This is a genomic window from uncultured Psychroserpens sp., from assembly GCF_947501425.1.
In the GTDB taxonomy this organism is placed as follows: domain Bacteria; phylum Bacteroidota; class Bacteroidia; order Flavobacteriales; family Flavobacteriaceae; genus Psychroserpens.
In genome coordinates, this window is the sequence record NZ_CANMVN010000002.1 from 35839 (window position 1) to 58969 (window position 23131).

Here is a 23131-nt window from a genome sequence, read left to right on the forward strand (position 1 = left end):
AATTTTTTTAATCATTAAGGTTTCATTATTTTTGATTACATACATTGTATTATGCGTCGGAAGTTTAAATTTATACTAATTTTTCTGGTTTTAATTCTTGGAGCTGGATTTATTTATTTTAAATCTCTCAAGACAAGACATCAGGAATTGATAAAATCAAAGATCTATTACGCCCTAAATTTAGTAGATTCTGAATGGAAAAAAGATCTAGACAATAACAAAGTAGTCTTTACGTCTCCCACTTTTGTTATTAGTAATATTTACAAGTCTATGGAAGGTCCAAAATCTGATCAATATGTAGTGATAGACGATTCAAAAGAAGAATTATTATACTTAACCTCATTTAAAACTAATGCGGTTTCCTCTGATGAATCTCGACAACTTTCTAATGATTTTGTTTGCCATACCAACTTTGAATATCGTGATGCTGAGCATTACAACCGCTGGAATATGACTAATCGAATCAATTCTCAATATCCAAGAATTACCTCAATTAGTAATGGTGTTGAAGATTTTGAATTGCCTGATGGTTTTGGTTTTCCTGTATTTTCAAATGAGCGATTATTTATCAATGCACAAGCATTGAACCACAATGTTACAGATTCAACCTTCAATATCAAACACAAAATCGAAATAGGATTTACAAAGCATCGTGATAAACCATTAATTCCATTACAGCCAAAAACAGTTTTCATGATGTTTCCTTACGATCCAAATGATCCATTTAAGGGACCAACTGAACAAATTCCGAATGCCTGCATTCCTGTTGAAACTAAAAATCATTCATATCTGGATACAGAAGGTAACGCCCTGTCTGGTCACTGGATCATATCACCAGGTAAACACAGATATTCTTATGATGCCTCGTCTCAGTTAAACATTACAGACAGTATTAGGTTGCATCAAATCACATCACATTTACATCCATTTGCTAATCGTTTTCTTTTGAAAGATAAAACCACAAATACAATTATTTATGATTGTAAAAGTGAGAATTTCACCAATAAGATAGGTTTAAAGAACACACCTTCATTTGCCAGTCAAAAAGGCATATGGATGTATGAAGACCACATTTACGAAATGCATTTAGACATTGACAATACCACAGATAAAGATCAGGAAATGATGGCAAGCATGGCTATTTTTTACTATGATGGTGAGATGAAGGACAAAATTAGCGAACTCAAATTGTAGTGTTTTGAAACTAAAAATAGTTTGTATTTTTTTTATTATTTCTACAGCGTGTAAATCTACTACATCAGAACTTCCTATATTAAGCTATAATTATATCGACGGAAAAAAGGAACTCTACAAAATAGATGGATTTGAATTTATAAATCAAGATGGAGACACTATTAGTTCTACAAATACTGAAGGGAAAATCCATACTATGAATTTCTTCTTTACGACTTGCCCATCTATTTGTCCGCCAATGCGAATCAAACAATCAGAAATAGCAAAAACCTTTTCTAGTTATCCTAGTTTCAGACAATACTCAATATCAATTGATTTTAAAAGAGATACATTAGCACAATTGCAATATTACTCGAAATTACATGATATAAATTCAGAACAATGGCAGCTGTTAAGAGCACCTTCCGAAGCACAACTTAATGCTATCGCTACACTCTTAAAAAGCAACTTTGAGCCTAATGAAGATGGTACCGATTTTTACCACTCAAGCTATTTAGCTTTGATAGACAACCATCAACACATAAGAGGGTTTTACGATATTCTTAAAGACGAAGAAATCGTACTTTTGAAAAAAGACATTACTGTTTTACTGAATCAATTAGAATAAGCTTTTGATGATTTGCTCATCACTAATACCTTCAGCTTCAGCTTTATAATTTTTAATGATTCTATGTCGAAGAATTCCCGATGCCACTGCTTGTACATTTTCGATATCAGGAGAAAACTTTCCATTAATTGCAGCATGAGTCTTAGCAGCTAGCACTAAATTTTGTGATGCTCTAGGTCCTGCTCCCCAATCTACAAACTCAGAAACCAATTCAGAAGCTGTTGATGCATTTGGTCTGGTTCTACTTACCATTTTCACTGCGTATTCTATCACATTATCTGGCACAGGAATACGACGAATAACATGTTGATAATCCATGATTTCCTGGGCAGTAAATAAAGCGTTTACTGTAGCCTGAACATCTGTAGTTGTTGTTTTAACAACCTGTACTTCTTCATCAAATGTAGGATACTCTAAATTGATAGCAAACATGAAACGGTCAAGTTGAGCTTCTGGCAATGGATAGGTACCTTCTTGCTCTATTGGGTTTTGTGTTGCCAACACAAAATAAGGTAAACTTAATTTATAATGATGTCCAGAGACAGTAACTGCTCTCTCCTGCATAGCTTCCAGTAATGCAGCTTGAGTTTTAGGTGGAGTACGGTTGATCTCATCTGCTAAAATAATGTTGGCAAATATAGGTCCCTTTATAAATTTAAAGTGCCTGTTTTCATCTAAAATCTCACTACCTAATATATCACTAGGCATTAAATCTGGAGTAAATTGGATACGTTTAAAATCTAGACCCAATGCTTGCGCTATGGTATTTACCATTAAGGTTTTTGCTAAACCAGGAACACCGATTAGTAGTGAATGTCCGCCAGAGAAAATAGAGATCAGAATCTGATTGACTACCTCATCCTGACCAACAATAACTTTGGCAACTTCGGTTCTTAGGGCTTTATATTTTTTTACAAACTGTTCTATTGCAGCTACGTCAGACATATTATTCTTTTTCAGTTTTTAACCAGTTACTATTGAACTCACAAGCTTTATAATCTTCACTTATCTTAATATAAGTGTCAAAAATCTTTTCTTCTTGCCATTCTTGAATTACCTTGTATTGCTTGTCTTGTAAAGCTAAAGCTTTGATTTTAAGATAATCACGAGCAAAATCAGCTTCATGCTCATTAATTCTATCAGTAACTGTTAATATTTTAAATTTAATAGGATTGATTCTATCCTGATCTTCTAAAACTAAAGTAACTTCACCATCTTTTAGATCTTGTATTTGTCCGTAAAGTTCTGGATCCATTTTAGTTAGTTCCATTTTAGAGTCTTGAGTATAAGGATTAATCAATTTACCACCTTCATACTTTGTTTCTTCCTCGTCACTAAACTCGCGAGCAGCTTCTCCAAACTCAAGATCTCCAGCAATAATACGTTCTCGCACTTTAGTTATTTCTTCTTTAGCAGCAAGAACAGATGCTTCTGTAATTTCAGGACGAATTAAAATATGTCTTACATCATACTCCTGACCTCTAATCTTTTCTAATAAAATGATGTGGTATCCAAAATCGGTTTCGAATGGCTCAGAGATTTCTCCTTCCTGAAGAGAGAATGCTACATCACGAAACTCTTTAACCATTTGAGGACGTTTTCTGTTCAAAGTATACGCACCACCTTTTCCACGAGCAGCTTTATCATCAGAATAAAATACAGCTTTTGTTGTAAAGCTTGCACCATTCTCAATCACATCTGCTTTAAATTCTTTTAACTTATCAATAGCTGCTTGCTTAGCTTCTTCGGTAACTTCTGGTATCACTACAATTTGAGCAACTTCTAACTCAGTACCAAAGGTAGGGCGTTCATCTTTTGGAATACTATTATAATATGCTCGAACCTCTTCTGGAGTCACTTCAACATCAGAAACAATTTTTCGCTGCATATCACTTGCCAGCTTATTGTTTTTGTTAAGCTCAAACATTTCTTCACGTAAGCTTTGTTCGCTGTCTTTATTATAGAATTCCAATAGTTCTTGCATGGTTCCTTTTTGTTCTAAAAAGGCATCTATTTGTTGTTCAATATTTGAACGAATTTCTAGTTCATTTACAGTGATACTATCTTGAATGGCATGATGCGCATATAACTTATCTTCGAGGAGTTTTCCAAATAATTGACATCTTGTGATTTCTCGTATGGAAACACCTCTGTTTTGAAGTTGAATGTATTCTTTATCAATATCAGAATCTAAAACTACAAAGTCGCCAACTACAGCAGCAACACCATCAACTTTTTTTCGACCGTTAGATTGCGTAGTATCCATAGTCTTTTTTGAAGCATCTTCCACATCTGGAATGATCTCTTGTGCTGCTGAGAGATTTATAGCAAACACACACAATAAACTAGTTATGATTGTGGATTTAATTGTAGATTTCAAATTGTTTGTTTTTAATTGCATCTTTGGTAATATCTTTTTCAAGTTGCTTGATCAACTCTAATTTTCTTTTGTTTATTATGATCTGTCTAATTGTAGGTTTAACGTACTCTAAAGGTGCAAGATCATTTTGCTTTAGTACATCATTTATTTGCATCAAATATAGGTCTAATGAATCTTTGAGCTGTACATAATTAGATTTTTTTAACAGTTCTTTTTTGTTTTCAGAATTAAGAACAGAAATTTTCTCAGTGATCTGTGACGCTTTGATCCATATAGAATCGTTAAGTGAATAGCCTTTAAACTGAACAGATATTGAATCTAAGTAGGCTTTATCTTCATTATCAAACCTTTTGAAACGCTCTTTAATTTCATCTTCGTTGATTGCGTTTTGTGGAATCGTAATGTATCTAAATTTGACCAGTTCTTCGTTAAGTTTGAACGTCTCTTTGTTAGTCTCATAAACTTCATTTGCCTGATCATCTTCTATAATAGTATCTATACTTTTTTTGACCAACGCCTCTAGGTAGGCTTTAGTATATAAATCGTTCTTGTATTGATCTACCAACTTATTGAAATCCTCTTGTTTGTTTTCTGGCAAGTTTCGCTCTGCGCCATCCAGTAAGAGTTGCTGTGTAGCCCAACGATTGATGAAGCTATTCACTATTTGTGTACTATCATCACTGGGAGTACCTTCAGCAACAAGATCGTTGATATCCTCTTCGTATAGGTATGTTACTCCCACTCTAGCTACAGGAATCCTATCGTCTGATCTTTTAAAAAAATCACAAGATACCAGAGTAATGATACAAGAAAGAATAACAACTATACGTCTCAAACTATTGCTTTTGAATTTGTTTTTTTACACGCTTTAAAACTGATGGATTGATCTTTACTTTAAATCGGTTGTTTAAATCTTTTACCCAATTGGTTTCAATATAATTTTGATAATCACTAACGACTTTACCTCTGGCCTCTTCTAGTGTTTTATTACCAGCTGGTAAAATAGCATTTACCTTAACAACGTGGAATGCATCATTATGATTATAGATTTCAGAAACACCTTCTTTGAATTTAAAATTATTAGGTAACGTTGAATTTCCGTCTTCAAAAACATCAGCAGTTGGCAAGACATTTAACTCTCCGCCTGTATTCATCGCAGTCATTATATTCTCAACAGAACTTCCGTTCTCAAGTTCACTTTTCACCTTTTCGATATCCTGTTTCGAAGCTGAGGAAATAATTACAGCATCTGCTCTATCTTTCCATACATAGTTAGATCTATTTTTATCAAAAAACTCTTGAAGTCCTACAGAATCTTTAGAAGCCGCATTCCAAACTTCTTTTTCCATAAGATCAAAAAGTAGAAGACCGTCTCTGTATTCTTTGAGCACAAAAGCAAAGTCTTCATTTTCAAATTCAAGATTATCTTCGTGATATTTTAGAACCTGAGCTTCATATAAAGCCTTATACTCTTTATTTAAAACAGCTTTAAGGTCTGGTCTTCTGTTGTAATAATTTCGTTGATTTTTCATTAAATGAGCCAAAAAATCTTTGTAAGTTACTGTGGTATCACCAATACCAATTAGTACTCCATCGTTATTGAAATCCTCAGGTGCCTTCCATGCCTGTTTGAAATAGCTATCGTTAAGTATTGATTGAAAATAAGCCAATCCTTCTTCATGTTCCTTAACATTATATTTGGCTGCTAACTTTTTAACCAAAGCAGAATTAATAAGTTTAGATCTTGAATCACGTTTTACTCTATTTTGCAACTCTGCTTTAACTTCTTCAAAAGGTTGTATTCCTTTTTTGCGAATCAATTTAATGATATGCCATCCATAATCTGTTTTGAATGGTTTTGAAATATCACCACCATTTTCGAGAGAAAAAGCCATGTCCTCAAATGCTCTCGAACTCAGTTGGCCTCCAGTAAAAGGTGATAAGAGCCCTCCTTTTTTTGATGAACTTTTATCATCAGAAAATTGTTTAGCTAAAGACTCAAACTTTTCCCCTTGTTGGATTTTTTTGTAAATCTGATTGATTCTAGTTTCAGGATTTAAGGTACTATCTTTTTGTTTATTTGACACCATGATATGAGCCACAGTAACTTCTCCCAATGATTTACGTTTTTCAAAGACCTTGACAATATGATATCCAAAACGCGTTCTAAATGGCATAGACACTTCACCAACAGGAGTGCTAAACGCAGCTGTTTCAAATGGATAAACCATTTTAAATCCGCCAAAGTAACCAAGATCTTCAGCAAAAATAGTTTTTCCGTTATGTACATCTTTTTGAACAGCTTCATAGCCTTCATTAATCACACGTTCACGTAATTCAAGTAATTGATTATACACTTCTAATGTATCGGCTTGGGTTTCATCTAATCGAACTAAAATATGAGACGCTTTAACATCATTGGTAGTTCGCTCATAAGCTTCTTTTACCAAAGCATCTGTAACTTTACTATCAGACATATAATTCTTTGTGAGCTGTCTTTTGTAATTATTGAACTCTCTTAGATATTTAGGGTCTTTATCTAACTCTAAACGACGTGCTTCTTTGACCTTCAGTTGGTAGTTTACAAAAAGATCCAGATAGGCATCAACGTCTTTTTGTGTTTCATCTTTAACCAAGTCTAAGTTTTTGTTATATACCCTTATAAATTCAGAAGCCATTACGGGTTCGTCATCCACAGTAAATAACACATCGTTATCTTTAACTTGTGCTTGTAAAAACACAGTAAAACAGAGAAAAACAGTAGTTACTAATAATTTCATATTGAATATTAAATTTTATATTTAATGGTATGTTGCATCCATTATGCCAAAACCTTATTAAACAAGATATTTCGGTTTTAACTTGTTGTTATTCTTGAACTCATCAAGTTCAGCAAAAATAATACAATTACCATATAAAACAAGGTGTTTTTTAAACACCACATACGAGATTACACATTCGTAAATTACAGCATACTCATGAACCTGGCATTGATAAAGCGGAAAAACTTATAAACACGAAAACGTTATAGTTTCTGGTAAATTTTATGACTTACAAGAGAATTTAGTATTTTTCAAAAAAAAATACATGAAACATATTTACTTATTCACATTACTGACAATTTTCTCTTTACCGCTTTTTGCACAGGAAACTGTAACATTTTCTGGCTATAATGGTTCAGGAAGCATCTTATCGGTTAATGCAACTTCTAATGTTAACCAAACCATTACAATTGTGTTCGAAGACACAGATATTATACAAAATTTTTATACCCAGTTTCAGAACTCAATATTTATGTACGGAGGTTTAGATACTGATGCTGGAGGGTTTCAAGGTGCGCCCGATTTTAATGATTTATCCAATCAGCCTGAACTAGTATTAATTGATGCAGATAACAATGCACAACCAAACACCTATAGCATCACTATAAATCTTGCTCAACATTATGCTAGTGTACCAAATGGCACTACAGTTTATGGGCTTAATTTATTATTTCAGAATCAGTTTGGTGGTGGAGGAAACAACCAAACTTTAGACTTATATATTGATCTAGCTGATGCTCCAAAAGATGATACATTGAGTGTTTCTGAAGTTTTGGATTCAAATACAGTGTCGTATTTCAACAATACACTTACTTTGAATAATTTTCAGGGACCTACAGTAATTAGTGTATATGATGTTTCTGGTAAACGTGTAAAAAAGATAAACACTTTAAGTGATATGCAAAGGCAAACCATAAATCTGGAACTTCCAAATCCAGGGCTTTATATTGTTACGGTTGCCTCAGAATTCTCAACACAAACCTTAAAAATAATTTCGCGTTAATGTTAAAAAATAACCACTCAACTAAAATTATGGCGATTGAACTTTCAATCGCCATTTTATTTTGAAAAACAATTATCTTTAAAATTGAATTATCCCTCTAAATTCAGAAATGAAATATACTACAGAAATAAAGGTCAATGTTCCTTTGGACGAATTCATTAAAAAAATGGATAACGTTGAGAACTTAAAACATTGGCAGCGCGGACTCGTATCTGCTGAGCATATCTCAGGTGATCCTGGAGAACTAGGTGCTAAAATGAAACTGTCTTATAAATTTGGTAAACGTAAAATGGAGCTTATTGAAACAATCACTAAACGAAACTTCCCAAATGAATTCCATGCCAATTACACCAGTAAGAGCGTGCATAATATTCAACAGAATTATTTTGAAAAAACAAATGATGGGTTTACAAAGTGGACATCTAACAGTGAATTTTTACCGCTTAATCTAGTCATGCGAATCCTGCTTTTTCTAATGCCAGGAACTTTTAAAAAACAATCTTTAAAATACATGCAGGATTTTAAGAACTTTGCTGAAAACGGAACCTCAGTTAATAATGCGTAAACTAAAACTTATATGGGACTTTAGAGGTCCTGATGCTCTCAAAATTGCAGAGCACCACGAAAAGCATCTCAAAGACTATATTGCTATCGAGAATACAAACCTCAATATTACTGGATTTGAACAACTTAATGAACTACACAGCATTGCATTTATGGTGGTCACAGATGATGAAATGAAACCGATAAGAGATGCACTGAAACCTCATCGCGGACAATTATTTACGGAGTAAAACCGAACTGTTTTTTACCTTTAGTTGTCTGATACAGTGAATTGACATACTCACATGTACAAAAACAACTAAAAATCAAACCATTAACAGTTTGGCAAAACATTGTTAATTTAAATTGTCTTAAAATTGATGTATGAATAAACCTTTCTCACTCATATTTTTCGGGTTTCTTGCTGTAATAATGAGCATTGGTACAAATGACAATGAACTTATTCCTTCAGAAATAAAACTCATATTTGGAGTTGTACTTATAGTTTACGGCATCTACTTTATGAGCGTATCTTCTAATCAAAACACGACAACAAAATCGTTGCCTAAATCACTCAAAAAAAGTGGACGCTCATACATTTTTATGGCTTTAGGAATCCTGTTGCTTAAATCTCCAACTTTTCTCTATCCAGATGAATCCTATGCATGGAATATTGTTGTCATCTGCGTAACTATATTAGGCTTTGCATTTTTGTTTTATGGCTTAAACTTATTTCTGAAGGGTAAAAAAGATAAACGAGAAAGTGGTTCGATAGAATGAAAATCCATACATACATACTAACTAATCTTACACTATAACCTCCATCATTGTCGTAAAAATTTCACAAACCTAGTTGATGTATCACATCAAAAAACTATGCAACTTAGATTTAATTAATAACCAAGAATCTTGCGAACTCCGTTTCTTTTGCTAATTTTAGTTGCTCAGACACTTCAATAGGTACTCAACATATGAAAAGCATACTCTATACAATATTATTATTCATATGTTACAATTGTTCAAGCCAAAATAAATCAATGACCGAAAAAGAATACTTAGAACACGGAAGATATATCTGGCAACACTATGTTCCAAAATCTGGGCAATCAGAGTTTGTACAGGGAGAACTACTGAGAGCTATAGAGAAATTACGTGATGAAGCGCACAGAAATGGAAATATAAACTTTAATGAAAAGTGCCATAGGATTCTCATTTCATATTTAAGAGAAAAATTAACCGATGAACACTTATTTGACAACGCTACAATAAAAAAAATCAATAAAGATTTAGACCGATTAAGCATTGAAGATCAACCCTATACTTACGATGATATTTATGACAGGATTGATAATCGAATTGTAGATTGGTATCTGTATTATGGAAACGACATCAAGCATGAGACAAACACTGATTTATACTGCTAAAAACAGATTTATGAAACGAATTTTATGTCTTCTGATATTGATTTCAAACTCACTGAGTGCCCAAGAACTAAATGATAAATTATCCTCAGATTATTGTCACTGCTTTAATAAAGGATCATTAGAGATTAACGGTGAAATCAATTACCAACTTCTTGAAGAGTGTTTGGTGTATGGATTAAAAAACAATGCCAAAGCTCTTGAACAAGTTGTACTTAAAGATGTTGACACCACTGGCTTTGACGAAGAGACCTACTACAAGTATGGTTACAAATATGGACGTGACTTGTTTGGCAACCTACAGGAACAACTCATAGACCAATGCGATTCGTATTATGAGTACGCTAAAAAACTGAATGCTACAATGCGACAAAGTTTTGTAAGGGATGCCTCAAAAAAAGCTTTAGATTCATTATCTGCATTAGTCGATAAAAACACAAGCAGTTTAGAATTACGAATGGAGCGTGGTTCTCAGCATTTGGGATTAAATGATTTTAAATCGGCTAAAACTGATTTTAAACAATGTTTAGAACAAAATCCTGATTATTTTCCTGCACAATTCTTTCTGGCCTACACATATGATCTTGATGAAGATTTTGACAATGCTATTAAGGGTTATCAAGACATACTAGACAATGTGATTGACGTTGGAGCACTTAAAGATATGACCAAAATATATTTGGCAATTGTCAAACGTAAAAAGAAAGAACAAGACTAAACTATACACATCTAACTAAAACTAATATGAGCTTAGAGCAAAAGCGTTTATCGAATTGTCCGAACTGTGGAAGTGAAGAACAACTTACATTTTATTCAAGTGTCAATGTTACCATTCAACCAGAATTGAAAACAAAAGTCATCAAAGGACAATTGAATGACAATACCTGTTCAAATTGTAAAAAAAATATCAATGTTGTTTCTGGTTTTCTCTATCATGACATGCAAAATCAAATCATGATAAACTTTAAAACTGAAGACACAAACGACGACTCTGAAGGAATCTCTGGTTCAGAAATACTCAAAGACCTAAAAGATAAAGGCTATATCTATAGAGAGGTTTTTTCATATCCGAAACTTGTAGAAAAAATTCAAATCTTCGATCTAAAATTAAACGATCAAATCATAGATAAAACTGCTGAAGGTCTAAAACTTATGCTTTCAGAATCGTTAAAGGCTACAGTGGAAGATCCTGAAGACTACAAAGTTAACATTCTGTTTAATTCAATTAAAAAAGGACTATTTAAAAAGAAGATCCAATACTACTTTTTTACACACCCAAGCCAGATGATGCAGATAGAATATGACTTTAAAAATTTAACCAAAGAGGATAGAATTAAATTATTTCAATTTGATAGCCTTAGAGATTAATCATTTGATCAACAAAATCACTAACTAAATACAATAATCATTATGAATCCGATTCTTAAAAACATAATAGCAGTCGTTTTGGGCTGGTTTATTGGCAGTGTTGTCAATATGGGACTTATAGTTCTTGGTCATAGTATTTTTCCCATTGAAGGTGTAGATATTAATGACACAGCAGCACTTTCTGAAGTCATGCCAACTTTAGAGTATAACTATTTTATTTTTCCTTTTCTCGCTCATGCCTTAGGTACTTTTGTTGGCGCAACCATTGCTGGTATGATAGCTGCAAATCGTAAAATGACATTTGCAATGGTCATTGGTGGCTTATTTTTTATCTTCGGAATAATAGCGCATAATATGATCTCAGGTCCAACATGGTTTACAGTCTTTGATCTCGTAGCAGCTTATATCCCAATGGCATGGCTTGGTGGAAAACTGGCCTTAAAACTGTCAAAAAAAGACTAATCTTAAACTACATACATTTATGAGAGCACTATTTTTAATTATTTCAATTTTACTCTTTTCGGTAAGTCATTCACAAAACGAGATACAAAAAGAGCAACCGTTTATTGAAGTTATTGGTACAGCACAACAAGAGGTCATTCCAGATAAAATCTATATCGAAATTATATTATCTGAAAAGGTCGTTAACAGAAAAAGTTACACTGTTGTTGAACAGGAAAACAATCTTAAAGCTAAACTAAACGCTCTAAATATTAGCTTGGATCAATTAGCCTTATCTGACTCAAACTCTGAAATATTAAGACGACGTAGACGACAAACTGGTGTTAAGATTACTAAAGAGTATGTACTTTTGGTAAACACTTCCGAAGAGGTTTCCAATGTGTTTAGAGCACTTAAAAATATCAATATCAACGAGGCATCTATCTTAAAAACTGAGAATTCAAAAATTACAGATATCAGACGCGAAGTTCGTATAGCCGCTATAAAAGCAGCTAAAGAGAAAGCCGCTTACTTACTGGAGGCTATTGATGAAGAATTAGGACAACCTATGGAAGTTAGAGAATACAATGTGAGTAATGGTAATAGAAGTAATTCTTCCATTATGGCGCAAAGTAATATCGCTCGATTTCAAAATACTAGTGATAGTTTTTTTGAAAATGATATTGCCTTTGAAACCTTTACGGTTAAGTTTTCCTATTATATCAAATATGCCATAAAATAATTATGAGTCCAAGAACTAAAATCGGTGTTTTAGGGATTGGAGCTATTGGTACAGTAATGGCTTATCAGCTACAGCGATTACCTTCACATGACATGTTCTATTTCAGTAGAACTAAAAAGAAGACTCTAAAACTAATAGTTGAAAGTCAACCTTTTGACATTCCTGTTGTAAGTAAAACAACTTCGGAAACTTTAAAACTCGATTGGTTGTTCATTTGTATTAAAGAGCATCAGTATCAAGAAGCTAAACATTGGTTTTCAAAACTCATCTCTCCTTCAACCAAAGTTGTCGTTATTAGAAACGGACTTAATTTAAAAGAACCCTTGCTTGATTTTTCAAATGAAGATCAAATTCTAGAATGTCTGATCGATTGTCCTACTGAGCGGGATAAAAAGGGTTATTATAATTGCATCAAAATGCCAAAATTAATAGTTCCAAAAAGTGATCTAGCTTCAGAGTTCGAAACCCTCTTTAATCGCTCAGGAATAGAAATAACCCAATCCAATGATTTTAAAACAGATGCTTGGAAAAAGCTATTAGAAAGTGCAACCTTAGGTGCTGTTTTGTGTATTTATAATCGTACTTGTGAGATCTTCCAACTTAGCATAGCGAAACATCTTTATAGGAATCTAATGGAAGAATCTATTAAAGTTGCAAAAGCCGATGGTGCAAAAATAGAAGAGAATTTCACTGATAAAATGATTAACAAATTAATGAATTACCCTAAAACCAAAGGGAGTTCTATGCTAACAGATTTGCGACAAGGCAAGCCGCTCGAGCTTGGTGCCAAAAACGGTATCATCTCCAAACTAGGAAAACAATATGGCATTGAAACTAGTATAAATGACTGGATGATTAGAATTCTTGCAAAAACAAAAATAGAATCAAACTTATCTTAACAATAAATCTTAACTTGGATACATCTAAATCATCAAAATAGTAGATATGAAATCTATAATTATTCTTTTTTCGCTTTTAATAAGTATAACGTCACCATTTAAAGATCAGGAACCTAATATTGATTTAGATCTTTTATGTTCTGGGAAGTGGAATATGGCATATGTCATTATGCAAAATGAGCGAATGGATTTGCCATCAGAAGGCGATCAGATTAGCTGGATGATATTTCATAAAGACGGAAAACATGAAGTTATGTCGTTTGGACGAAAGTTTGTTGGTAGTTGGGAATACCTCAAAGAAAGTAACGAAATTAGAATGACTGATCCTGGTGGTAGTGTAGATCAGAAAGTAAAGAAGCTTACAAAAACCGAACTCATATTCATGTATAACTTGGGAGGTAGCGACGATATTATCGGACTAAAAAAATAGCTGTTTACAATGAAAAAATATCTTCCTATAATCCTCATACTCTCTCTTTTAAAATTCATTATACAATGGCTAGGCAATAGAAATTATGGTTTTCATCGTGACGAATTATTACACCTCTCTGTAAGCGAGCATATGGATTGGGGATATATGGAGTTTCCCCCACTAATTGCCGTATTTGGAAAACTATCCTATTGGTTGTTTGACTATTCATTGGTTGGTGTACGATTATTTCCAACATTAGCTGGAATTACAATTCTCATACTATGTTGTGCTATGGCAAAAGAACTTGGCGGAAAGTCGAAAGCTATCTTACTTTCTGGTATTTGCGTATTGGCTTTTTTACCATTTTACAGAAATCACACCTTGTTTCAACCTGTTGCATTCGATCAACTCTTTTGGGCTTTAGGCTTTTATTTCCTAATCAAATACATCAATACCAAACATAAAAAATTTCTGTTCCTGATTGGTCTTACACTCGGACTCGGACTCCTAAACAAATACACCATGTTTGTCTGGGCCTTTGGAATATTTATAAGCCTGTTCTTCTATCAAAAAGGAAATCTACTCAAAAGTAAATGGCTCTATATCTCCGCTGGCATTGGATTACTAGTGTTTTTACCAAATCTCATCTGGCAGATGCAACATGATTTTCCCTTGTTAAGTCATTTAGAAGCACTCAACGAAAACCAATTGGATGATATCAATCCGATGGATTTTGCTCTAGACCAGTTAGAATTACCATTCACACTACTTATAAGCTTGATTGGTATTGCAGCACTATTAACAGATAAGTATTTAAAAAAATACAGAAGTATTGCTATAGCTGCTTTGGTAATTTTCTTTACCATGTGGATTTTAAATTCGAAATCGTATTATCTTTTTGCCATCTATCCTGTACTTTTTGCTGCTGGAGCTGTAAAAATCGAAGCCTTGCTCCACAAAAAACCTGTATGGATGTATGTGGTTTCTGCTAGTGTTATTCTCCCTGTACTCTATTTTATTCCAGACCTAACACCTATTTTGCCTATTGAAACCTATGTGAGCTATGCGGATTTGGAAGAGAAAGATGGGCGAATCGAATTAACAGGTGATTACGCCGATATGTTTGGCTGGGAAGAACAAGTTAAACTAGTTGATAGTGTCTACCGGTCGTTGAGTGAGAAAGAGCAAAAAAATTGTGTGCTATGGGCAGAAAACTACGGTGAAGCTGGAGCCCTGAAGATTTTAGGAAAATCATATAACCTTCCTGATCCAATTAGTAGACATGGAAGTTTTTGGACTTGGGGATATGGCAATGAGAATGCTCATGTATGGATTAGTTTAGGTAATGAAGAACCATCTGTAAACTATGTATTTGAAGAGGTAGAACTTGTTAAAATAATCACGCACAAATATGCCATTGGCGAAGAAAATGGTATTCCTTTATATATCTGCCGAAAACCAAAAGTTGATATCAAACAATGGTGGAAAGATTATGAAGCTCATATATTTGATTAGAACCAAACGTAATTTAAAATCAATTCATGTTCAATTTATTTAAAAAGAAAGTACTCACGCGAAAAGAGCAAACCGAAAAGTTTCTCAAAAAAAAGGGAGTAAAGATCAATTATAACCTTCCGCATATAGAATCAGATGAAGACACAACAATTAGATCCCCAAAGGACATTGCTCAAAGAGTCACAGTTCTGGCGGTTACTAATCTTGTTGCATTTAGTGCAATGACAGGAGATCAAGCCATAGAATATCTTAAGAGATATGACCTATGGAACTATGTAACTCCGGACGAAATAGAATTTTTAAATGATCCTACTGATGAGAAAAAAAATCAGGAGTCATGGAAATGTGAAGGCATCTGGACCTTGTTATGGGCACTTAATGTTATAGATGACTTGGGTTTTCCGAATGAAATGTGTGATCTTAATACTATTCCGATAGAACACTATCCTATCAAACCTGATGAAGACCCTAATTTATTTATCAATGCCGCAAAAACCTCCAGAGCTAAAAAAGAAATATTAGATGCCAACGATTTGTATTATCGTTTAGACTGGACCTGTGTGGATGCCAGAATAAATGGCTACGAATTAAAAGCGGTCAATCCTGGAGTTGTTTATGAAAGGCATTATGCCTTGAATTGGCTTATTAACTATATGAATCAGGAATGGGATGATATTTCTTGCGACACTTAAATAAAAAACTATCGTCAAATTAATACAAAACTAGACCATGACCAAACGAGATTTTTTCCGAATACTTATAAAGCTATTCGCTTTGTATTCCTTGATTCTGACAGTCTTTTACTGGATACCTTCAAACTATATCTATACCATTTATGAATTTGAATTACTACCTGTTTTAAGTCTTTTACTGTTTACTTTACTTGCTGTTTTGTTCTATTATGCTCTAATAAAATATACAGATAACATCATAAATCTGACTAAGGTTGATAAGGGATTTGATGACGAATTTATTAAACTTGGAGACCTTAAAACCAAACAAATACTAATGCTAGGTATTATTCTGATTGGAGGATTTCTGCTTATTACAAATCTAACCGACTTTATACAGTATACATTTCTGGCATTTAAAGATAAAGTTTCCGCAAAAAGTGATTACCTTTTTAGTATAACAGAGGAATTTGGATCGCCTGATGACTACTTTAATTGGACCTATTCTGCCATGAATATTATATTGGGTTATCTGTTGCTAACAAATCACAATCGCATTTCTAATTGGCTTGAAAAAAAATAATAACATATTAGTTAATTCCAAGTTCATCTAGATAAAGAAAACCTATAAAAGCTGCCACAATTAGAAGTTTCCGAAGAAGGATACCATTTATTCAAATAATACATGAGCCTTCACTCAGCAGCATATTATCTCGAATAATTAGGAGCTTCCTTAGTAATGGTTACGTCATGCGGATGACTTTCATTAATACCAGAGGCCGTTATTTTTACAAATTTACCTGTGGCTTTTAATGTCGCAATATCTTTAGAACCACAATATCCCATTCCTGCTCGTAAGCCTCCAATAAATTGGTGGATACTTTCTACTAATTCACCTTTGTATGGTACACGACCAACAATACCTTCGGGAACCAGTTTTTTAATATCATCTTCAACATCTTGAAAATAACGATCTTTACTCCCTTGCTTCATAGCTTCTACAGATCCCATACCTCGATAAGATTTGAATTTCCTACCTTCATAGATGATTGTTTCTCCTGGACTTTCCTTGGTTCCAGCTAAAAGTGAACCTAACATCACACTATCAGCACCAGCAGCAATAGCTTTTGGAATATCACCAGTATATCGAATTCCTCCATCAGCAATCACTGGAACACCAGATCCTTTAATGGCTTCGGCGACTTCCAATACTGCGGAAAACTGCGGAAATCCAACACCAGCGACCACTCTGGTTGTACAAATCGATCCAGGACCAATTCCAACTTTAACAGCATCGGCTCCAGCTTCAACCAAATATTTAGCAGCTTCACCAGTGGCGATATTTCCGACGATAACTTCAAGGTTAGGAAATTTCTCTTTAATGGCTTTTAAAACCATCACCACACCTTTGGTATGACCATGAGCTGTATCAATAATCACAGCATCTACACCTGCTTTCACCAAAGCTGAAGCTCTATCAACCGCATCACCTGTGACACCAATTGCAGCTGCAACACGCAATCGTCCATAGGTATCTTTATTAGCATTAGGCTTTTGAGTAACTTTAGTAATATCTCTAAAGGTGATGAGTCCAACCAGTTTATAGTTATCATCAACAATTAGTAATTTTTCAATTTTATTTTGCTGAAGGATTTTTTCTGCATCCTTCAATGAAGTGCCTTGAGCAGAAGTGACTAGATTTTCTGAGGTCATGACCTCAACAATAGGTCTATCATTTTGATGTTCAAAACGAAGATCACGATTGGTAACAATACCTTTTAAGGTTCCAGACTCATCAACAATTGGAATACCACCAATCTTATGCTCTGCCATGTTCTGTTTAGCATCAGCCACAGTTGCAGTAAGCGGAAGCGTTACTGGATCTATGATCATACCGCTTTCAGCACGTTTAACACGTCTTACTTTATCAGCTTGCTGTTCGATGGTCATATTTTTATGCAACACACCAATACCACCTTCCTGAGCCATAGCAATAGCCATTTTACTCTCAGTTACAGTATCCATAGCAGCTGAAACTACAGGAATATTAATTGTAATGTTACGTGTGAATTTTGTTTGGATATTTACCTCTCTTGGTAAAACTTCTGAAAATGCTGGAACTAATAGAACGTCGTCATAGGTAAGTCCTTCCCCAACAATTTTGTTTTCGTGTGCTGTCATGATGCAATTACAGTTATAATTGCATGCAAATCTACGGATTTTTTTCCCATTAATGTTAACTTAATTAGGGAATACTCTAAAGTCTATGTTAAATCTGAATATGTAGAAAATAAAAATCAGTTTTTGAAGATATTGTTACTTATAAACGTGGACAACGTCTACAGTTGGACTTTCCCTTTTTCTTATACTTTTTACAACACTTTGTCTTCTTATTGATATCACAATAGACAATACAGGAGGTAATGATTATAGGTGTCGGTTCTTGAGTAAAATCTGACTTCATTATTTTAATTTATTCTAAATAAATACAAATTTATAAAAAAAAGATACCTATTAGGTATCTTTAGATAAATAATTATTAACAAATCATCTATTCATTTTCATGAGCAGCAGCAATGGTATTGATATCACGATCAAATAAATAATGACCAGACTTATCTGCTCCAATAATGTTTAATTTATCAAGTAATGTTCTCGCCATCGCTTCTTCTTCTAGTTGCTCTGTAACATACCATTGCATGAAATTATGAACATTATAATCTTTGTGCTGTAAACATTCAAAAATGACGTGATTGATCTGCTCTGTCACAAACATTTCACTATCTAAAAACTTTTCAAACAACTCATTTAATCCCTTAAATGCTGGTTTTGGCTTATCTAATTCAGGTATGATTACATTACCGCCTCTCTCATTGACAAACTTGATTAATTTGGTCATATGCAAGCGCTCTTCTTCAGACTGACTATAAAAAAAATCAGCAACACCGTTATAGCCTTCAGCATCAGCCCAAGATGCCATGGCTAAGTATTGCATTGATGCCTGAGCTTCATATTTAATCTGTGCATTTAAAAGTTGTTCTATAGTTGAATTCATAGCTGAAAATTTAAAATTTAATACCACTAAATTAAGCATTCTAATCAAGATTTAAGCGTTAATAAGCAAACAATAATTAGTCGTATTAAAAAAAATAGATTCGAAGCTTATTGAAAACCAAATTGTTATAAATTTTATTTTTATTTATTCTAAATAAACTTTGTTCAAGTAAAAATCATGCTTAAATTTGCACCCGAAAAATCACTTATTTTAAACCAGTCTAAATAAAATGAAGACAAAAACTGTATTATTATTCCTACTTATTGTTGGGATTGCAAAAGCTCAGAATAATCCGCAAACAACACCACAAGATTCTATTCAGAAATTAGATGAAGTCTTATTAAAAACCAGTGTCATTTTTGGTAATAAATACCAGGCCAAGAATCGAACAGGTTCATCGTATTATATATCGCCTAAAGAATTAGCTAAATTTAATTATACAGATATTAATCGTGTACTTCGAACTGTTCCTGGAGTTAATATTTACGAGGAAGATGGCTTTGGATTACGTCCAAATATTAGCTTAAGAGGAACATCTCCACAACGAAGCGCTAAAATTTCTATTATGGAAGATGGTGTTCTCATTGCACCTGCTCCTTACAGTGCTCCTGCTGCTTATTATTTTCCTTCAGTAGCAAGAATGGATGCAGTAGAAATTTTAAAAGGAAGTAGCCAGGTTCAATATGGTCCTTTTACTTCTGGAGGTGCAATAAACTTCGTCTCAAGTCAAATTCCAGAATCATTTACTGGTCGTTTGAAAGCAAGTACAGGTAGTTTTAATACCAGCCAATTACATGCCAAAATTGGAGATCAAAAAGGACGTGTTGGTTATAGTATTGAGTACTTAAACTTTAACTCTGACGGATTTAAAAATCTACCAGACAATAGCAATACCGGATTTGACAAAAACGATGTGGTTGCCAAATTTAGAATAAATAGTAAAGCAAGTAAAACATTTGAGCAAGCTCTAGATTTTAAATTTCAATATTCTGATGAAGTCTCTAACGAAACTTATTTAGGTTTGAGTCAGAACGACTTTAACACCAACCCTTTTGATAGGTATGCTGCGTCTCAAGAAGATGTTATGACTAATGATCATATCCAATTTATGATAAACCATCAAATGGATTTTAATCAGAAATTAAGAATTACAACCACAGGATATTACAACGGGTTCTCAAGAAACTGGTACAAACTTAATGATGTTGTTGTTAACGGAACTAAGGTTGGTATTGCTGATATTCTTGAACGTCCTGATGAATTTTCAAATTATATCGATATTGTTAATGGATCAGTAAATTCAGATGCTGATGCGCTACTTGTAAAAGCTAATAATAGAGATTATACCTCTAAAGGGATTCAGACCAAATTGGATTATCATTGGTCTGGTGAGCAGGTTTTTCATGATCTGGAGATTGGTTTACGCTACCATTATGATGAAGAAGATCGTTTCCAATGGAAAGATGGCTACAGCATCATTGATGGTGAAATGATTCAAACAACGGCTGCAACTCCAGGTACTGATGCTAATAGAATTAGTAGTGCTAATGCTTTCGCATCTTACCTTATGTACAAGCTGAAATATAAAAAACTGACTGTAACTCCTGGACTTCGCTATGAAAACATTGTGTTACGTAGAGAAAATTTTGGTACTGATGATCCTAACAGAACAGGCTCAAATGTATCAACCCGAGAAAACAAAGTAGACATCTTTATTCCTGGAATGGGATTCAACTACAAATTCAATAACGATGTTTCTCTTTTTGGAGGTGTACACAAAGGGTTCTCCCCTCCTAGTAATCAAGAAGGTCAAAAAGCAGAAGAAAGTATTAACTACGAACTAGGTACACGTTTTAATTTTAAAGGTATTAGAGGTGAACTTGTAGCTTACTACAATGATTATAGCAACCTACTAGGTAGCGACTTAGCTGCTACTGGTGGCACAGGATCTCTTGAGCAATTCAATGCTGGTGAAGTTAGCGTTAGAGGAATAGAGTTATTATTAAACTACAATCTAATGGATAATCACCCAAAATTTGCTTTACCTATTACTTTTGGATATACATTTACTGATACCGAATTCCTAAATAGTTTTGGTAGTACAGATAATCTATGGGGAGAAGTAAACAAAGGTGATGAGCTTCCTTACATTGCAAAACATCAGTTTAATACGTCAATTTCATTAGAACATGAAAAGTTCGAACTGAACTTAAACGGACGTTTTAATGGTGCTTTTAGAACTACAGCTGGAACAGAGACTATTACAGATGCTAATGGTGTGACCTCTAATTTTATTATTGATTTTTCAGGTAAATACCACCTCTCTAAATATTTAAGTATTACAGGAAACATTATTAATCTTTTAGACGAAACCTATGCAGTATCTAGAGTACCTGCAGGATTACGACCTGGTCATCCTTTTGGAGCTTATGCTGGATTAGAAGTTCGATTCTAAAACCAATTAATTATTTTGAAAGAGTCATTATGAGAATAATGGCTCTTTTATTTTAGTGGTATTTCGTAAAGATTTTTGTAGCTTCATTATATGCGCTTTCAAAACTCATCGCATTTAAATTATTATTCTTGTTAGATGTGAAATAAGATAGTAATTTTTCTGTAGGCATGTTTCCTGTGAGTTCATCTTTTGCCATAGGACATCCACCAAAACCTTGGATAGCACCATCAAATCGTCTACATCCTGCTTTGAATGCAGCATCAATTTTTTCAAACCATGTGGAAGGTGTGGTATGCAAATGTGCACCAAACTCAATGTCAGGATATTTCGTAATTAAATTTGAGAATAAATAATCAATACTTTCAGGATTAGAACTTCCAATAGTATCACTAAGTGACAATATCTTTACGCCCATTTTACTTAAACGTTCGGTCCATGCTCCAACAATATCCACATTCCATGGATCACCATAAGGATTCCCAAATCCCATTGATATATAAACCACAACTTCCTTTTGATGTGTATCTGCTAACTCTAAAATTTCAGATAAAGTCACTACAGATTGTGCAATGGTTTTATGTGTATTACGCATTTGAAAATTTTCTGAAATAGAAAACGGATAACCTAAATAATCAATTTCAGGATGTTTACAAGCATCGTTTGCGCCTCGTGTATTGGCTATGATAGCTAGCAACTTACTTGTAGTCTGACTTAAATCCAGTTGCGCTAAAACTTCGGCTGTATCAACCATTTGTGGAATAGCCTTTGGTGAGACAAAACTTCCAAAATCGATAGTATCAAACCCAACCCTCAATAAAGATTGAATGTATTGTACTTTCTTTTCCGTAGGAATAAAGTCCTTAATACCTTGCATGGCATCACGCGGACATTCGATTATTTTTAGAGGTTTGTTCATCTTCTTCAAAGATAATAATTCAGATGATTTTTCAGAGGCTATTTTTCCGAAGTAAAAATGATGATTGCAATACCAACAAAGACAATAATTTGCAACCATTTAAAATACAATCCAACACGCTTATTTGCCTTTGTATATTCTGAAATGGATCCAGCTAAAATAGCAATAGTCGAAAATATAATGGTAGAAACTAACATAAACAATAATCCCAATACATAAAATTGGACGACAGTACTTAGTGTTTTGCTAAATAAAAACCCTGGAAAAAACGCTAAAAAGAAAATAGAGACCTTTGGGTTCAAGACATTCATAATAAACCCTTGTTTAAAAAGTTGAGGCATGCTTTTTTTTGGGACATCTTCAGAGCCTAAATGCAATTCGGCATTTGAAATGTAAACCTTATACGCCAGAAATAGTAAGTATAATGCACCAAATAATTTAATAATGAAGAAAATGGTGTCATTCTCCTTAATAATAGCAGAGACTCCAAAAGCAACTAATGTGGTATGAACCAGACATCCTGAGATCAAACCAGCTACAGTTGCCAATCCAAATTTTTTGCCATGGACCATGCTTTGCATTAGTACATATATATTATCTGGACCTGGTGAAATTGCCAAAGCAGAGGTAGCTAACACAAATGATATAAGGAGTTCGTAATTCAGTAGATCAATTTTTTGTAAAAAT

At 33.7% G+C, this 23131-nt stretch carries 25 protein-coding genes; 17 read left to right on the top strand and 8 right to left on the bottom strand.

Annotated elements, in window-relative coordinates:
* The first annotated feature begins 51 nt into the window (after nucleotides 1–51).
* Together Q0951_RS02650 and Q0951_RS02655 are read left to right on the top strand one after the other, a co-directional pair.
* The gene (locus Q0951_RS02650) at nucleotides 52–1194 is read left to right on the top strand and encodes a hypothetical protein (protein WP_299333922.1); all 1143 of its coding nucleotides are present in this window, start codon (nucleotides 52–54) and stop codon (nucleotides 1192–1194) included.
* 4 nt (nucleotides 1195–1198) lie between these two features.
* On the top strand, nucleotides 1199–1801 hold the full coding sequence (locus Q0951_RS02655) for an SCO family protein (protein WP_299333925.1): 603 nt from the start codon (nucleotides 1199–1201) through the stop codon (nucleotides 1799–1801).
* Here the strand turns inward: Q0951_RS02655 and Q0951_RS02660 are convergent.
* From Q0951_RS02660 to Q0951_RS02675, 4 genes are read right to left on the bottom strand one after another with little or no spacing between them, the layout of a single operon-like run.
* On the bottom strand, nucleotides 1793–2746 hold the full coding sequence (locus Q0951_RS02660; protein ID WP_299333927.1) for a MoxR family ATPase: 954 nt from the start codon (nucleotides 2744–2746) through the stop codon (nucleotides 1793–1795). The two genes, Q0951_RS02655 and Q0951_RS02660, sit on opposite strands and share 9 nt — an antisense overlap.
* Nucleotide 2747: 1 nt before the next feature.
* A complete protein-coding gene (locus tag Q0951_RS02665) occupies nucleotides 2748–4181 on the bottom strand; it encodes a peptidylprolyl isomerase (protein WP_367179735.1) in 1434 nt (477 codons plus the stop codon).
* Complete coding sequence (locus Q0951_RS02670; RefSeq protein ID WP_299333931.1) at nucleotides 4165–5016, bottom strand: peptidyl-prolyl cis-trans isomerase; 852 nt, start codon at nucleotides 5014–5016, stop codon at nucleotides 4165–4167. The genes Q0951_RS02665 and Q0951_RS02670 overlap by 17 nt, the downstream gene beginning before the upstream one ends.
* Before the next feature lies 1 nt (nucleotide 5017).
* The gene (locus Q0951_RS02675) at nucleotides 5018–6961 is read right to left on the bottom strand and encodes a peptidylprolyl isomerase (protein WP_299333933.1); all 1944 of its coding nucleotides are present in this window, start codon (nucleotides 6959–6961) and stop codon (nucleotides 5018–5020) included.
* 307 nt (nucleotides 6962–7268) lie between these two features.
* On the opposite strand from Q0951_RS02675, the gene Q0951_RS02680 reads away from it, so the two are divergent.
* The 14 genes from Q0951_RS02680 to Q0951_RS02745 all read left to right on the top strand — a co-directional run bounded on the left by Q0951_RS02680 (nucleotide 7269) and on the right by Q0951_RS02745 (nucleotide 16601).
* Nucleotides 7269–8006 carry a T9SS type A sorting domain-containing protein gene (locus tag Q0951_RS02680; RefSeq protein ID WP_299333935.1) on the top strand — a complete coding sequence of 246 codons (738 nt, stop codon included), beginning with the start codon at nucleotides 7269–7271 and terminating at the stop codon, nucleotides 8004–8006.
* A gap of 109 nt (nucleotides 8007–8115) precedes the next feature.
* Nucleotides 8116–8571, top strand: a complete 456-nt coding sequence (locus tag Q0951_RS02685; RefSeq protein WP_299333937.1) for an SRPBCC family protein — start codon at nucleotides 8116–8118, stop codon at nucleotides 8569–8571.
* Entirely contained in the window at nucleotides 8561–8800 is a 240-nt protein-coding gene (locus Q0951_RS02690; protein ID WP_299334947.1) for a hypothetical protein, read from the top strand. Before Q0951_RS02685 ends, Q0951_RS02690 begins: the two co-directional genes overlap by 11 nt.
* Before the next feature lie 133 nt (nucleotides 8801–8933).
* Nucleotides 8934–9329, top strand: a complete 396-nt coding sequence (locus Q0951_RS02695) for a hypothetical protein (protein WP_299333939.1) — start codon at nucleotides 8934–8936, stop codon at nucleotides 9327–9329.
* 257 nt (nucleotides 9330–9586) lie between these two features.
* Nucleotides 9587–9973, top strand: coding sequence for a hypothetical protein (locus Q0951_RS02700; RefSeq protein ID WP_299333942.1), 387 nt, complete (start codon nucleotides 9587–9589; stop codon nucleotides 9971–9973).
* A gap of 10 nt (nucleotides 9974–9983) precedes the next feature.
* Nucleotides 9984–10688, top strand: coding sequence for a hypothetical protein (locus Q0951_RS02705; RefSeq protein WP_299333944.1), 705 nt, complete (start codon nucleotides 9984–9986; stop codon nucleotides 10686–10688).
* Between the two features lie 26 nt (nucleotides 10689–10714).
* Nucleotides 10715–11338 (top strand): CpXC domain-containing protein, encoded by a 624-nt coding sequence (locus Q0951_RS02710; RefSeq protein WP_299333945.1) that lies wholly within the window; start codon nucleotides 10715–10717, stop codon nucleotides 11336–11338.
* Between the two features lie 42 nt (nucleotides 11339–11380).
* A complete protein-coding gene (locus Q0951_RS02715; RefSeq protein ID WP_299333947.1) occupies nucleotides 11381–11800 on the top strand; it encodes a hypothetical protein in 420 nt (139 codons plus the stop codon).
* A 19-nt stretch (nucleotides 11801–11819) separates the two neighbouring features.
* Nucleotides 11820–12521 carry an SIMPL domain-containing protein gene (locus tag Q0951_RS02720; RefSeq protein ID WP_299333950.1) on the top strand — a complete coding sequence of 234 codons (702 nt, stop codon included), beginning with the start codon at nucleotides 11820–11822 and terminating at the stop codon, nucleotides 12519–12521.
* Between the two features lie 2 nt (nucleotides 12522–12523).
* Complete coding sequence (locus Q0951_RS02725) at nucleotides 12524–13420, top strand: 2-dehydropantoate 2-reductase (RefSeq protein WP_299333953.1); 897 nt, start codon at nucleotides 12524–12526, stop codon at nucleotides 13418–13420.
* A gap of 46 nt (nucleotides 13421–13466) precedes the next feature.
* Nucleotides 13467–13850: a hypothetical protein gene (locus tag Q0951_RS02730; protein ID WP_299333955.1), complete on the top strand. Its 384-nt coding sequence runs from the start codon at nucleotides 13467–13469 to the stop codon at nucleotides 13848–13850.
* 9 nt (nucleotides 13851–13859) lie between these two features.
* A complete protein-coding gene (locus tag Q0951_RS02735) occupies nucleotides 13860–15347 on the top strand; it encodes a glycosyltransferase family 39 protein (protein WP_299333958.1) in 1488 nt (495 codons plus the stop codon).
* 26 nt (nucleotides 15348–15373) lie between these two features.
* Nucleotides 15374–16039, top strand: coding sequence for a DUF4272 domain-containing protein (locus tag Q0951_RS02740; RefSeq protein ID WP_299333961.1), 666 nt, complete (start codon nucleotides 15374–15376; stop codon nucleotides 16037–16039).
* Between the two features lie 37 nt (nucleotides 16040–16076).
* Nucleotides 16077–16601: a hypothetical protein gene (locus Q0951_RS02745; protein WP_299333964.1), complete on the top strand. Its 525-nt coding sequence runs from the start codon at nucleotides 16077–16079 to the stop codon at nucleotides 16599–16601.
* A 125-nt stretch (nucleotides 16602–16726) separates the two neighbouring features.
* Here Q0951_RS02745 and guaB read toward each other — a convergent pair whose 3' ends face one another.
* Together guaB and Q0951_RS02755 are read right to left on the bottom strand one after the other, a co-directional pair.
* Entirely contained in the window at nucleotides 16727–18199 is a 1473-nt protein-coding gene (guaB, locus tag Q0951_RS02750; protein ID WP_299333967.1) for an IMP dehydrogenase, read from the bottom strand.
* A gap of 370 nt (nucleotides 18200–18569) precedes the next feature.
* The gene (locus tag Q0951_RS02755; protein ID WP_299333970.1) at nucleotides 18570–19073 is read right to left on the bottom strand and encodes a ferritin; all 504 of its coding nucleotides are present in this window, start codon (nucleotides 19071–19073) and stop codon (nucleotides 18570–18572) included.
* 229 nt (nucleotides 19074–19302) lie between these two features.
* Here Q0951_RS02755 and Q0951_RS02760 point away from each other — a divergent pair, with 229 nt between their 5' ends.
* Nucleotides 19303–21528 (top strand): TonB-dependent receptor, encoded by a 2226-nt coding sequence (locus tag Q0951_RS02760; RefSeq protein WP_299333973.1) that lies wholly within the window; start codon nucleotides 19303–19305, stop codon nucleotides 21526–21528.
* Nucleotides 21529–21580: 52 nt separating this feature from the next.
* Here the strand turns inward: Q0951_RS02760 and Q0951_RS02765 are convergent, their stop codons facing one another.
* Both Q0951_RS02765 and Q0951_RS02770 read right to left on the bottom strand, forming a co-directional pair.
* A complete protein-coding gene (locus Q0951_RS02765) occupies nucleotides 21581–22444 on the bottom strand; it encodes a hydroxymethylglutaryl-CoA lyase (protein ID WP_299333976.1) in 864 nt (287 codons plus the stop codon).
* Nucleotides 22445–22482: 38 nt separating this feature from the next.
* A complete protein-coding gene (locus Q0951_RS02770) occupies nucleotides 22483–23109 on the bottom strand; it encodes a LysE family translocator (protein WP_299334950.1) in 627 nt (208 codons plus the stop codon).
* Nucleotides 23110–23131: the final 22 nt, after the last annotated feature.